This window comes from Aequorivita capsosiphonis DSM 23843 (genome assembly GCF_000429125.1).
GTDB classification, from domain to species: domain Bacteria; phylum Bacteroidota; class Bacteroidia; order Flavobacteriales; family Flavobacteriaceae; genus Aequorivita; species Aequorivita capsosiphonis.
The window spans coordinates 119,986-135,280 of record NZ_AUBG01000012.1 but is presented as its reverse complement, the minus strand read 5'-3'; the positions used below and the strand labels follow the sequence as shown (position 1 = coordinate 135,280).

Here is a 15,295-nt window from a genome sequence, read left to right as displayed (position 1 = left end):
TAAAATCCCTGCATTTCTCGAATACACTCTAAAGTAAGTTGGCTCAATAAATCAATGACTCGATGTGGACTATTTTTTCTTCCATAAAAAGCTTTATATTTTAAAGCCTAAGAAATTGGCATACTAAGGTCAAAATGTGTTAGTGACTTCTGCGGCTTCAAGCATGAGGTAGTGCAAATCTGTGTTTTTAATAAAGGGTTTTAAGAGATGGCTTCCAGGCCCATACATTGCCAATTCAACATAATCTGCTGAATGTTGCATGCTTATCCATCCCACAGAGTTATGTTGTTGCTGTATGTCGGCCAAGATTTTAAATGGAAGATGCCTTGGATTGTAAAGTCCATCTTCTGTTTTTAGATCAGTATAATAGTTTAATAACAGTTGTGCCTGTTGGTCAGTAAGAGCAAAACTATTGGCATAGTCTACTCTTTCCTTTATTTGTGATATGGAAGTTTCTTTTCCAATACCATTTAAAATCCAATCATTTGAATGTTTGTAATTCTGAATAGAATCAAAATTATCATTTGCTTCTTTGCCGTAAATAATTCCTGGATTTGCATTGCCATGATCTGTAGTAATTATCACTAATGTTTGTCCGTCTTGTTCTGCAAAATCCATGGCTACTTGAATGGCTTCATCATGAGCTACTTGATCATAAATAAGACCAGCAATATCATTACCATGTGCAGCCCAATCGACTTTTCCTGCTTCCACCTGTAATACAAACCCATTGGGATGATCTTTCATTGCGCCAATAGCCTTTTGAGTCATTTCAGCTAGGGTTGGCACTCTTTGGAGAAACTCTTTATTATTCATGCCATCAATAGAATAGGGAAGTCCATCACTCTCAAACACACCTAAAATTGGTTTCTCAGCTTGTGTAGAAAGCATTTCGTTTTTTGATTTTACTACTTCGTAACCCTGGGATATAAAGGCTTGATACATATCCTTTTTATCTTTTCTCTTTTCAGGAGAAAAATAATTATCTCCACCACCCATCATCACATCAAATTTTTGTTCCAAATAATTTTCTGCAATTTTTTCTTGGGCATTTCTAGATTTGGAATTTATACAAAATCCCGCAGGTGTGGCATGGGTAATTGGAACCGTAGTAACGCAACCTGCTTTTTTTCCGGCTTTTTTAAATTTTTGCCAAATTGGAAGATGCTCTTCGCCATCTTTACTTACGTTCAAAGAACCATTATTTATGCGTACGCCTCCACCCCAAGAAGAGCTTGCCGCCGAAGAATCCGTTACAATGGAACTAGCAGAAGCCATATCCATTATGGCTCTGTTTACTTTGTTATCCTTATATAATTGTAACCAGTTAGAACCTGCCCCTGTTTTTCTTGATAGATATAAATCGGCCATATTTAAAGTGCCATTGCTCATTCCATCACTAATTATAATTATAATGTTCTTTGCTTTTTTGTTTTTATTCCCCGTTTCATATTCAATGTTGCTCGCAATAGAGTGGAAAGGGTTAAGAAGGGCAGTGCCTAAAGTTACGAGCGACCCGTTTTTAAAAAATTTTCTTCTGTTCATTATAAAAGGTTCTATTGTATGTTGGTTCTGGAAAAGTGTTTGATAATTTTAAAAACATATTGAAAACTACAACCTCTTCAATTTTATGGGGTTATCTTTTGTTATGGGTGTCTTACTAATTGATTTAAAACACATAATAGTTCTCAATTAAAAATATTGGGATAAATATATACAAAATAGCAAAATTTTGAATCTTTTGTTTAATGTATCTACCAACTTTGAATAGGAGTCTAAAACATGAACTGAATTTTGATGCGAATTATCACAGGAGAAAAAGGAAATCACTAAAATCCGTGTTGATGTTTTCTTTCCCTTAAAACAGGGCGAATTTATTACTTATGCTGATGGGAAGGATAAAAGGGTGCGGTTTAAATTGCAGAAAATACAGCGACAGCTTCCCGAGGAATCAAAGCAGTTTACCCAAGCTGATTTAGAGGCTAATTTTGAACAGGTTTATAAGGAGGCAAAATCAATATTCGAATAATGAAATATAGGAATTTTCACATTTAAAAACAATGAGTTTTTGAATACAGAAATTAAGTTATTTCTTTCAAATAATAATCTCTCAAGATTTCTTTGAATTTTTCAGAGTTCAACTTATTGGCCCTTTCCTTAATATCATTTTGGTCTAGATAATCAAAATCAAATTTTCTAACTTTATCTTTTGTCTGCTTAAGTAAGACCAAAGCTTCCTTTGTATATCCGCCAGTGCTCCATATCTCAAATCGATGTCTCTTGTCTGAATGAGTAATAGCTAGCCATCCTCTAATTTCTTTAATTTTTTCTGATAAATAAATTTCAATATATTCTATGTCAACAGGATAGTTGTAGCCTTTACATTCCACTATGCATATTTCGTTTTCATTTCGGGCAAGAACATCTATTTCTCTTGTTCGATTAGAATCTGTTACAGGTACTCTTTTCCCAATGTCCAGTGATTGTGAATATTTACTAAAATAGAAACCTACAGCTAACTCAAATAAATCACCCCTTAAGTTGTTTGTTTTTCCGTCAATCAACTTTGTGAGTTTTTCCATCATCTGCAAATATTTTTCTGGTTCGGTTTTTAAGATTGCACCAGCATTGGTTACAGTATTAATTAGGCTTTTAAGCAATTCACTATAATCTTTGCCAAAAAGTTCTTTTATGGATGCCACAAGAACACCTTTACTCTTTAGCTGATTGAGACCTTCAGATGAAATACCATCGACTATTAATACAGGGAATAATTTTAAGGAAGGATTTGATGCTTTTATAGCCGCAATTTTCCTTAAAAAAAAACTTACTGTATTTTCATCAGTTATATTTCCAATTAGAATATCGGTAACAAGAAACCCCGGCTTTTTTATTTTATTGTTATAACCCACAAGACCATCTATATATGTAGGCGCAGTAAAGGCAAATTGAAATCCACCGACTATATTATTATTCTTACCTTTTTTAAAAGAGACGAGGCCAATATTTTTACTCCAGATTTCAAATTGTTGGATTACTAAACGTTTAGAAATTTGTACTCCCTTTATATGTCTAACATTTGGGCTTAATTTTTCCGATACAGAAATGTGTAGTCCAAATTCTCCAGTGTTTGTCTCACGAATCAAATTATGCTTTTTGAGAAGTTCTATAACCGAAGAGAACTTCATATGGCCCTTTATTGAATTTACAGGACTGATTGAGTAATTAGCTAATTCATCAATTGGAACTAGACCCTGGTGGTATTTAATGGCATTAATAATTGAATAGCACCGCTTACCATCAGTCTTGAAAGACTCCACCAAATCTGTAAAATAGTCCAAGTTTTGAAAGTTGTCAGAGTGATAGACAAAAACTTTTTTATCAGAAAAAAGCCCTGCTATTTTATGAATCGGACTACTAAGTCTTTGAACACGTTTACGTGCTGCTTCATTGGTTATGCCTTGTTTTTTCTGTATATACCGTGCTAGGTCTCCGGACAGAATACCACCTTTGCTCTTTATGTATTTCTCTATATATGTCACACCACACTATTTATATAATACTAACTATCTGCGTACTCGTCGTTTTGTTTTTAAATTTCAATAATCAGCCATTTATTCCTATCGATGTCTTTTAAGTTTTTTTCAAATCTATCTTTTTCAACTGCGAAAGCTAATAGATGCGTAGGCCTCGAAAATCCAACATATACCATTTTAGCAGTTTGTCGTAACTTTTCTTTTGCTGAATCCGTCAGACCTTGAAGCGATTCATTTATGGAAATATTGAAGAATTGATCTTTTAAGCGCTCAGATTCATACTTTCCATTCCAAAAGGTTTCTAGATAAAGACTGGCGGTGTGAGTTTGTCCTTTAATATTATGTACTGTTCCAACTTGAACTTTGAAACCATCCTTATCGTAATAATTTTTAACTTCTTCCTCTTTAGATGCAGGTTTATCAACTGAAGGTGTATCGATAAATTTTTGAGAATACTTTATCTCTGAACTCAACCAGCCAAATAAAACAGGAGCAAAAATCCTCATATCTAGTAGAACATCATTTGATTTAAACTCTATGAGCTCTATACTCCATTTTAAAATTTTACTTTTCAGTAGCTCGTAATTATGAAGATTAAGTTTCTTGATATAATACAGCAGACGATTAGGACTGAAATATCTACTGTGTTCATCTCTAACGTTTTCAATACGAAGCATTTTAACCAATCCATTTAAAATGGCACTCCTAGATGTCTTCAAAGAGTGGTCTTCTTTTGGAAAGAATAGTAGATAATCTTCTAATGTTGTAAATTCTAATGAGTTAGTGCCTGTTTTGTTTTTCAAAGCGGGTAAATATGAATTTAAACAGAGCTTATGGTCTTGGTCAGTTTCCTTTCGCCATCCAAAAGCGTGATAATTTTGCTTGGCTAGGGGAAGTAATCCATCTTTTTGAAGCTCTTTGATTTTACCTGAAAACGTTGGTATTACTTTATCAGCATCAGCTACATTGAAAACCAATAGTAGGGGCTTTAAGTCAATTGCTTTTCCATTTTCATCGGTACCACGACCATCGACCTCAGTTTGTGTCAAAGAAGCACTTTTAACAATCTCGGCTATGGGTTTGCTCAATCTATGGCTTCCCTTAAAAAGTAATTTTTTTTGTCTCTGATTCCATATCAACTTTGCGTTAACATTACTTGTGAAAATACTCTGATTAATATCACCCAGTCGTTGTAACTTGGTATCACAATTATGACCAGTAAACAATCTTTCAATTAAGTTCATTTGATGAACTTCCATATCCTGCATCTCATCTACAAATACATATTGAAATCTTTTTTGAAGCAATTTATCGTAATTTAAAATTTCCGCTAATAGTAAATCGGCTAGAAAATACGCATCATCAAAACATAATGTTCCCGCTCTCAACGTATCTTCCTTAGTTGTTCTCAACCACTGCTCAATTCTTAAAATTTCCGATGGTGTAAACTTTACTTTCTTTGCATTTGGTGTTTTGACGATTAGCTCTTTTCCACTGATTTTGTCTATCAATAATATGCCATTCTTTGAATACTGAAAACGATAACTGTGAAGAACGTTGAAATTCTTATTGTAATAGATTGCGTTACTTTTTTCTTGTTTTGAAAATCCAGTTTTACCATAGTTGAAGAATTTCGAAATCGTCTCATTATAAATCTCATTATCGATACGTACAGGTTTTTGTTTGTATTTTAGAAGATATGCTGGAATAGCCAAAAAAGTATCAACAAAGCTTTGAATGGTGCCTACAAAGTTGGGATGAGAAAACAATTTGGGGCAGTGATGTCCAATTCTTTCTCTTATCTCATTTACAGCAGCGTTTGTATGGGATATGACTAAAATACCTCTATTACCAAATAGTGGTAGTTTTTTTTCAAGAATCAATAATTTAGCAAGGAGTGCAGTAGTTTTTCCGCTACCAGGAACTGCTTGCAAATCTATAGTATTGAAATTTTTTATAAAGGCTCTTCGCTCGTCATCAAATACTTTCCCTGACTCTAAAAGTATTTCTTCTGCATAAGCGATATCTGATTCAGTAATGCTAATCATTACAAGCGTGTTTTATTGCATCTATGATATACTTTATGCTCGCATCATCTTCAATAATTGGAAGGATGGTATTCAATTCAATATTGGCAGCAATCTCGTAGGCAATTTGAGTTTTATGTAAACCTTTGTTAATTAACTTCTTTCCAAGTTCTTCTTCTTTTTTATCAAGATCAACTTGGTGATGCACTTTCTTGAATGCATCTAAAAAGAGTTTCGAAAGCGATGTGGATTTTAATAGAGCATATTCTAAAGTCCAATTTTCCGCGACGAATGTTTTAACATTCTGATCGTTATATTTCGTTATAATTACAGATTTCTTCTTTTCTGATTTATCCTGAACTTCAACTTCATCTTCTTTAATGTAGGTTTTAACGATAGCTCCGTCTTCATCTTTGTCTATATGTAATTTGTAAGCTCTCACATCAACATCAGTTACAACTGAGACGGGAATGTTGATTTGTTTGGAAGCATCTGATCGTAGGTATATTCTGGAATATTGTTGAAATGCCGTATTGCCAACATTAACGATGGAAACACCTGCTTCCGTTAAATTTTTTGAAATTGTTCCTTGTTCAAAAAGTCGTTGGGCTATTGCTGGAATTAAAATCTCTTCAGACCAACCTTCAACCATTATAACACCATTTGCAAAAAATAGATTTGCCTTGGTAGTATCTAAAAATCTTTCCAAAAATGAATATTCATCCGATTCTAATTTTGTGTACTCTGGGCCTAATGGAAAGGCCGAATTATCTGAGCATAGTATTAAATTTTCTAATTTGATCTTTGATCCCAAATTAGGACTATGGGTAGTAAGAATAAGCTGAATTTTTTTTTGTTTTTGTAACGCCTCAATAATCTGCATTTGTGCTTGCGGATGCAAATGAGCTTCAAGTTCTTCAATTAATCCCAATCTCAATCCTGACCAATCCTTTTTTTGTAAATGAAGTAACTCCGTAGCCATAAAAAGACGGTTAAGCGTTCCAAGTCCTGGATTGATCTCACCCTTTATGGACAGTTCTAATTTTTCAAGGATTGTTTTTAGGTTATTTCCCTTAACTCCAAATGCAGATTCTTTTGAATCATCATAAAAGGATTTGATATATCTATCAATGTCCGACTTAAGTTCTTTTCCTTTTAGTTCATCTTTAGATAAATCCTTTCCTTCATTATTTTTACCCAAAAAATATTGTTCCACAGAATCATTGAAATCTTTAAAAAGTCCAACGAGCAAATGATCTAGATCTTTATCTTTAAAAGCATCGTGGGCTTGAAGGATTTGTGTGAGTCTTGAGTTCTTCCTAGGAACAAGTTCTGATTTCGCATCGCGAAGAGGTCTTAAGTATGTAGTTTTTAGATATTCTCTAGCCTCCGCATTCAATTGAAAACCTACTGGGTCTATTCCTGCCTTTACATCTGATGGAAAAATTCTTTTATTAGCTAAATTTCTTCGAACGTCTAGTATCAGTCTCAAATAACATTTAGCTTTACCCTCACTGTCCTTGATCCAGCCCAACCATTCGGTGAAATGCTTTGCCTCTTCAGGATGCAGATCGTCAAAGACTATTTCTATCCTAAGTCGTTCAGAGTCAAAGAAAAAATCATCTTGATCAATTTTATACCAATCATAGCTATGCGTTTTTAAAACAATTTTTATAGCATCGATTATAGCAGACTTGCCAGAGTCATTCTTTCCTACGAGCACATTTACACCCTTAGTGAAATTTAAATCTAACTGCGGTTGGTTAAGATCAAATGGATTGGTGTTTCCATATTTTCTAAAGTTCCAAAGTTTTAAATTCTTTAAATACATAGACTATTGTTTATTCCCTAGAAATAAGTTATTGAACATTTTATTTAAGTGTAAGAACATTATTAGCGACTTGTTTTATTTTTCAGTCTTTTTATTTTCAATTTGATTAGATTCTTACAAAAGTCACTTCACAAGCCTTACAAACTCGTCGTTCTTGGATGTATTCATTGATGTCATACCAACCACCCGTTTTTTGCCAAATATCTAGTCCTCTCCCTAAAATCACTTTCCATCCGTTATTCATTTCAATAGATCTGTCGTGAATAAAATCGTCAAACTCATAGGAAAATAAAATACCCATTGATTCCAATGAATAACGCATCTGTTCAAAGGCATCTTTGGCATTTTCAATAAACTCTTCATTATTACTAGTTACTAAGTGAAGTTTAACTTCTGTGTCTGGATCTTTCTTTTCGCCAATCAGTTTTGCTAGTTCCATAAAGTTCCGCAATTGATAGGGTAGCCTAATGTATGGGTCTGTGATATTAAAATCAGTGGCATTTAATAAATAAGCTCCAAACAAATTATCGTATGAAATACCAGACTGATTATCTCTAATTATTTTTTGCCCAGGTTCTAGTAATAAATTAACGTTTTCGGATTTCTGCGATTGACTGTTCTCAGCAACTTCCGTTTGCTGTATAGTAGGTTTTACTTCATTTTCAATCTCTTCTAGTGTCAGGATTGGAAAATGTTCTCCTGTTGTTTTACTAACGTAACTAAAATCCACTTCTTCAAAAGTTTCGTCCATTTTGCGAAGTTGATCCTTAACCCGTTTTCTATTTTCAATAGCGAAATCTAAAATTTCTTTCGCATCAGCCTCAGTGAAATCATTATCTGGGTATATTATTTTAATTAAACCAGCGAATGTTTTGGCAATTGACGTTTTATCTCGGGTAGTAATGGTACTCGATAATTCAAAGTATTTTGTATAATCGTGCGTTCTATCTTCTTTCCTTAGGTTCTTTAATACTTCAGCAAGGTAATCTACGATAAAACCGTATTGCGAAGTAAACATCTCATTTCGTAATTTCTGAACTTCCCACCCTGGAAGATATCCGTGCATACGGTCAAGGAAAGCCGTATCATAATAGTCTTTAGGCAAGGCCTCAAAAAGATCGCTATGTTTCATCATATATTTTACTGAATGGTCTGTGTTTCCAACAAATACCATTGAAGCAGAAGCACCATATACTTGAGTTCCTCTTGAAAAGGATTTATTAGCCATATAATTCTTCATTATATCCACTAAGCCACGATCTACTCGTTTTGTTTTTCCTGCAAATTCATCATAGGCAACAACGTCCCAATACCCAACTAACCCTATATCACCTGAACTATTATTTACAAATAGTTTCGCTTTTGATACTTCTCCACCAGAAATTAAAATACCGTGTGGCGACATTTCAGAATAAATATGCGACTTTCCTGTTCCTTTTGGACCTAGTTCAATTAAGTTATAGTTGTTCTCTACAAATGGAACAAGTCTGGTTAGTTGCAGCAGTTTTGAACGAAATGTAAATTCTTCTGGATTAAGTCCAATTGATTGCAATAAAACATCCATCCATTCTTCCTTGTCAAAATGTTTGCGAGCGCCTTTATATTCTTCAATATCAACATTGGAAACTTGAATAGGTTTTAAACTCTCAACCATCCAAGGCGTGTGATCTCTTTCTTCTGAAGGAAAATACCCCAAAGTTAAAATACACCAAACCCCGCTAGAGAGTAATTTTTGATGTTCTTTGATAAGTGCATCAGAAATTGGAACACGATTTAACCCCAAATTCGCAAATGATGCTTCATATCTATCCTGTCTGTCATTTAGTTGAACAGCCACTTTATCTATAATTCGATGAGATCCTTTTTCTCTTATAGTCGATTTGATTATTTGAGACTCATCTCTATGCACAAAATGTTTTGCGATTATATTCTTGACCGTTTCTACGCCGTGCTCAATAGTCGCTTCGTCATCTGTAGCGCAGTATTGTCCCAATAAGTATTCGAGAACATAGGTAGGAACTATGGCGTTACCTTTTACTAATTTGGTTAAATCCTTACGAACTACCTTACCTGCAAAGTGCTCGTTTATTTTTACATTGAGTGCGTTCATAGGTTGTAGAATCTGTTTAATATTTTGTCAATTATTTTTTATGCCTCTTTTTGCGCATTATTTCGTTAAAATTTTGAACCGTAACTAGGCTATGCTTAAAAATTTTGCCTCATACTGCATCAAAAATATCCTATAAAAACTCTAATCACAAATTACTAAACAGACTCTTAAAATTCATCAAAATCGTTAGTGAAAGAGATATTAAGGGTATAGTAATACTCTTTGTAGACTCTCCATTTGTTAGCGCGATCCATTGGTTCTTCCAGTACCAGTTTTACACGTTGATTTTTATATTTACCACTGGCTTGAGCAGTTAATTGGAATCTGTTTTTAACTTCTCGCTGTCGTTGGTTTTCCTCTGTAATATCGAAGGTGTAGATAAACTGATCACTTAACAACGTGCCATCTTCTGCTTGAATGGATGCTTTAATTTTCCGTTCCAAGATAGTGTCATCTACTTGCTCCGTTTGAATGAAGGAAACAGCGAGTAGGTTAGTAGTAATCTTATCGGTAGATTTAATAATATCTATTTCTACCTGAGCTGTGGTATCCTGGCGCTTTTTATTGATTTTTAATACTGGTAATACAATTTCTTGTAAAGAGGCGCCTCCGTGAACAAATTTAGAACCAGATCCACTTACGCGTAATCTATTAATAGATTTTGGAACGAGTGCATTTCCGTTGCTGGTTAAACCAAGTTGGTTGTGGGAAAAGGACTTTACTGCTTCATTACCATTTATGTCAGTTCCAAGAACGAATCTTCTATTCAATTTGTCTATTTCGCCTTTTATTTCAGCTTCAGTAAAATCGCTTTCCTCTAGAGTTTGATATTGATATAAGAAACCGTGATCTGAAGTAATAATCATATTATTACCATTCATATTAGAGATCTTCTTTAATAGATCAATCAGATAATCAAACTCTCTTTCAACGGCTTCAAACACTTTGTCCTGTGTTGTAGTGTCATCACCAGTATCATCTATATCATTATGATAGATGTATATAACATCATATTGTTTTACAAAGTCTCTACCTGTGGTACTTGCGCTAAATTTCATAAAATCCTCTGCTAATATTGCAGTGGCACGAGCCCCGGAATTTTTAGTTAAAATTTTTGATCGCGCAGGAATGCCCATTGAACTCATTTCATCCACGAGAATTAAATCAGAGCCTTTTTTTATTGACAATTCTGTGTGAGGAAGTAAGGAAGCCATACCTAACTGTGTATAAGAAGGTAGTGAGGCTATAGATCCTTCAAGTTCGCTGTCGTATCTGTTTTCTTGCGCTAATCGTTTATTTAATTCCACGCCGCACTCATAGCGCAATGCATCGGATATAATGACAAAGACACGTTGATTTTTATCTACAAACGGTTTAATATGTTTCTTAAAAAACTGTCTTTGACTAAAGGGTTCCTTTACAGGCCAAGTGTATAGATTGTCAATTACAGATTGCCATTTATCAGTATAATGAAGTAACCAATCATTGGTGTACATTTTTTCTACTTTTTGAGCCAATCCACCTAATATCTTGTCTTGATTGGATCTTCTATAGTTTAAAATAAATTTTCTATATAGATAATCAATCTCATAAAGCGACGTCGTGTATTGCTCTAAACCGTTTTCAAGAGAGGTAAATGCTACTTTAAGTTTTTGAATCTGATATTGCAGTTGTGAAGCAAAAGATACACTTTCGTAGAATGCCACAAAATGCGGATTATACCAAAATGTATGTTCCCGTTGTTTTACAATGTTTTGTAAGGTCTCATTTGAAATTTCATTTGTAATTAGGCGCTGAACGAGATCGTGAATTATTTTCTTATCTGTGAGTTTAAATAATTCATCGTTTATTGCCTTTTCTAATGGCAGGGTATTGAGAATACTTTCTATTTGAAGATCATTTGCTATTTGCGAAGAAATTTTATCAAAACCGTCTCTGTATGTGATGGTATCTTTCCATAAGGAAAGTAAAAGTCTTGTTTCTTTAGAAAGCTTAGGAGCAGCGGTTACATTAAAGTTATCTGAAAAAGCCTCTAGAAGAAAATCATAGATCGATGGCGTTTTACTTGTGTATTTATACTTGTTTAGAATTTGGGTCCAGTAAAAACCAGATAGTTCATAACGCTCTAAATCCCGTTGCAACTTTTCATTGCCATTGGCAAAGGCCGTTCCGTGGGCGTGAATAAACGTATTGAGATTAACGTAGTCTGTATCCAACGTTACTGCAACCATCTTGTAACGAATGTCCCTATGGGAATCTCCTTTACCTAATAATTCTTTTAATTTATCAATTCGCTCCTTTGATTTAAAAAATAAGATGTGTTCTGCAACTAATTCCTTAAAACTGAACTCTAAACCTAAATCTTGAAGAATAATAGCTTCTTGGTCGGTGTGGAAAATATGATATGCCAGTTCTAAATCTAGTAACCAATTTTCATTGGGTTTAGGTTTAGGAATATTGCTATAGACAAGAAATTTAATTTTAGAGGTATTCGAAGTAATCTTATATTTTATTTCAAATTCATTGCCCTGTATATGGCACTTTTCAACACCCTTTAAATCTAGGGCATCAAAGCTTTCTTTTAATTCATTACGCTCATCGTACCAAAAAATCACATCGTGATCTTGGAATTTTTTCTCTAATGCTTCTTGTATTTTGATGCTCATTTAGTCTTCAGACTTTATATTATTGTTTTAAATACTCTAATTACTTTCGACCATCCTCGGTACCAAGTTCCACTTTTCTTATTATCTGATAGTAATAATTCGTTATTTACCTCATTACTAACCTCCTCAAGGAAGGTCTCTAGTCGTTGTGTTTGAGTAGTTGAAATAAGTGGACTTACAAGGATATAGTATGTTAAACCACTTGAGTTTCTTCTAAGTAAACCTATTAAGTTATGTAATTGGAAGTAGTCCATATCAATTACGTTTGAAAAAATATGAATGGTTATGTCTTCAGCATTTTTCGTAAGTACAATATCTTCATCTATTAAAGAATCAAAATCTTTATTTATTGTTCTTATTACTTTAGTGTCTTTTGAAACGTGCAAAGAAGCTCTTTTAAGAGCAGCTTGCGAAGGTTCTATTAATGTTACCGACTTAATATTATCACTTGAAAATCTATCAATAAACATTTTAGAAGCTGGTGCTTGTCCACATCCCCAATCAAATAAATGTATGTTTTCTAAATCATTTGGTAATCCATCAAAAGCATCTTTTAACTTTGCAAAGTGCATTTTTCCGAGTTGTGACATATATGTGATAAGCTGATCTTCAGTAGTAAGTACAGCTGTTCCACGCCCTAATGATTTAAAAATTGAATCTGTGTATAATAAGTTGTTATAGAGCTCTCTGTTGAGTTCCCAAATTTCACCCATATTGTATGTATTAGCGGCTATTAAATCTGCATAAGCAGTACCACTTTCAATTAGATAACCAGGTACAAATGGTACGGTAATAAGATTCCTTTCAAGATATATATCTATCAGCTCTTGTAATTCGTTATAAGGATTATCCTCAAATTTTATACTTAAACCTAGAGCATCTTTTAAAATGGTATCTTGAAGAAATGTCTTACTTTTATTCTCGTAGCTTTCTAGTAAAAGTTGTCTTATTTCATAAAGACGAATTCCGTTAAACTCTGCAAAATGTACAACGGCAGTAGCGTAATAATTTAATAAAACGGTTAAAGGTTCTTTTTGCCCATCAGACTGAGTTAAAAAGGACTCTTCTAATAAATCTAATAGAGGAATATAACCGTCTATTAATTCAGTTGCATTACGACAATTCATAAATATTGTCGATGCCTCAATAATTTTAGATTTTTCTAAATTTTTTCTTTCAAGAATATCCAAAAAATAACCAAAGCTGAATGGCTCATTTAGCCTAACAGCAGTCGCCAATAAGAGGTTAAGAAATGCCTCGTTTTTAGTTTGTAAAAAGTCTAATTCTGAAATTTTAGGATAGGTTGGCAAATTCCTGAAGAATAACTTATCCTCAATAATTGCTTCATAATTACTTAGGCTATAGTAGTCATATAGCTCATCAAGCCTTTCATCAATGAATATTTCTAGCAGTGTCTCAGATAATAGCGCGCTTTTGTAATCGTCTAAAAATGCCATAAACTATTGAGATAAAATAAATTTAATTAAGTCTTCCTTATTAAATTTTGAATACCCTTTATAGCCTTTTTCTTTACATAATGCCTTAAGATCTAAAAATGAATATTTTCCTAACTTGGCAAATGTAAAATCATTATCGTTGTCTGTACTTTGTTCAATATCGGCTGATTGTAAGTCTGTAAAAAGTGTAGGTTCGTTAACTGAACTTATCTTATTCTCGTTTTGTTTGTTATTTGATTTGAGAGTTTCTTTTTGAGGTAACACTTCATTCTCGATTTTACTAGCATTATCTGTATTAGATGTTGGTGATACAGGCGTTTCAATTTTAACATCTTTTTTGATAGATGTAATCGTTGTTCGTATTTCTGGAATGATTGACTTGCTCAATTTGGTTAGTAATTGCTCTTCCTCACATTGAGCATTATTTTTTTGACACCAACTTTTTATTGTATCTAGTAGAAGAGAAGTTAATGAGTCTTTTTCTAGAGTAAATTCTTCCTGTTTTTCATAAGCATAGCTTTCACCTAATAGACTGATGTAATTAAATTTGGTGATAGATTTTACACCTGGATTTGCTTGTGCGATATTTTCTAAAAATTCAAATTTAGAGCTAATCTTATGCTCTTTAAAAGCATAGTTGAATAATGATTCAATAAGGTAATATTCTAGCTTACAATTAAGTTTAAACTTAACATCTACTTTGTCACTTTTATTTGAATAACTGTTGCGTAAAGCGGTATATCCTGTATGAAGTCCGAATACAAGTGCCAATTCTTCTACTAGGGTTGTCGCTGTGGATGATAATAATCCAGAAACAAGATCATTATCACTTTTTACTTTCCCTTTCCCATAGGTGTGCAGTATCGCTAACTTATAGGTTAGGGATTTAGGGTCAATCGACTCAAATTTTATAGCATTGAATTGTTTCTGTACTTTCTGCTTTTCCTTTTTACCTAATTCGTTAACGTCATCAATTGAGATAGACTTTGCTAAGTATTTGAAAATCGCATTCTTTCCAGAAAAAATATTTTGAATATTTGTGTTTATCGAAATTTTTTCGTTTTCAACTTCATTTGTAATATACGAGTTAAAATAAGCAGTAGCTGATAAGTAGTCTGTTGTAATATCAAGTTCTCTAAATTTAGAATTTAATAAACCAATTTTCATAAATGCAAGTCCACCCATTAAACGATCATACCGTTCCATTTTAGTCTTCAAATTTTGTTCAGAATAAGTTTCCGGAAAACTATTCTTTCCCTTAAGCTTAACCGTTTCTTGTTTTGATTTATATTCATAAGAAATAGCCCATTCAGGAACAAAAGCTGCACCTTGATTGATGTTCCAAATCACATTTTCAGCTTTCTTTTTATCTGCAAAGTGAATTTTTCTTAATCGCGAAATAGGTAAGCAATCTGCGTACACAAAATAGTGATCTTCTAATTGTATTAATTTAGCGATATCCTCTTCAATTAATGTTACTTCAATTGAACAATCACTATCAGCGTTCCATTGTTTATCAGACAATAATAGAAAGGTTTCATATTGATCTTGAATATCTCGATTCTTGTTACTTAAAAATCGAGAAGGACAAAAAATACCTCTCACTAAGTAATGCGCTAGTGTATCCGACTCTGTATGTATATAAAATTTCGTTGCTTTTTCCATAAT

General features: G+C 33.3%; 8 protein-coding genes. All 8 read right to left on the bottom strand.

The annotated features are described in order from the left end of the window. Positions 1 to 129 precede the first annotated feature (129 nt). Positions 130 to 1,545: an alkaline phosphatase gene (locus G440_RS0110930; protein ID WP_026451347.1), complete on the bottom strand. Its 1,416-nt coding sequence runs from the start codon at positions 1,543 to 1,545 to the stop codon at positions 130 to 132. A gap of 536 nt (positions 1,546 to 2,081) precedes the next feature. Continuing rightward, positions 2,082 to 3,542: a hypothetical protein gene (locus tag G440_RS0110925; protein WP_026451346.1), complete on the bottom strand. Its 1,461-nt coding sequence runs from the start codon at positions 3,540 to 3,542 to the stop codon at positions 2,082 to 2,084. A gap of 50 nt (positions 3,543 to 3,592) precedes the next feature. After that, positions 3,593 to 5,584, bottom strand: coding sequence for a UvrD-helicase domain-containing protein (locus G440_RS0110920; protein ID WP_026451345.1), 1,992 nt, complete (start codon positions 5,582 to 5,584; stop codon positions 3,593 to 3,595). Then, positions 5,577 to 7,394: an ATP-dependent nuclease gene (locus tag G440_RS0110915; RefSeq protein WP_026451344.1), complete on the bottom strand. Its 1,818-nt coding sequence runs from the start codon at positions 7,392 to 7,394 to the stop codon at positions 5,577 to 5,579. Before G440_RS0110915 ends, G440_RS0110920 begins: the two co-directional genes overlap by 8 nt. 106 nt (positions 7,395 to 7,500) lie before the next feature. Further along, a complete protein-coding gene (brxL, locus tag G440_RS0110910; protein ID WP_026451343.1) occupies positions 7,501 to 9,504 on the bottom strand; it encodes a BREX system Lon protease-like protein BrxL in 2,004 nt (667 codons plus the stop codon). A gap of 167 nt (positions 9,505 to 9,671) precedes the next feature. Continuing rightward, positions 9,672 to 12,170, bottom strand: a complete 2,499-nt coding sequence (gene pglZ, locus G440_RS0110905) for a BREX-1 system phosphatase PglZ type A (protein WP_026451342.1) — start codon at positions 12,168 to 12,170, stop codon at positions 9,672 to 9,674. A gap of 14 nt (positions 12,171 to 12,184) precedes the next feature. Further along, the gene (locus G440_RS0110900) at positions 12,185 to 13,627 is read right to left on the bottom strand and encodes a hypothetical protein (RefSeq protein ID WP_026451341.1); all 1,443 of its coding nucleotides are present in this window, start codon (positions 13,625 to 13,627) and stop codon (positions 12,185 to 12,187) included. A 3-nt stretch (positions 13,628 to 13,630) separates the two neighbouring features. After that, positions 13,631 to 15,292, bottom strand: coding sequence for a hypothetical protein (locus G440_RS0110895; protein WP_026451340.1), 1,662 nt, complete (start codon positions 15,290 to 15,292; stop codon positions 13,631 to 13,633). Between the last annotated feature and the right edge of the window lie 3 nt (positions 15,293 to 15,295).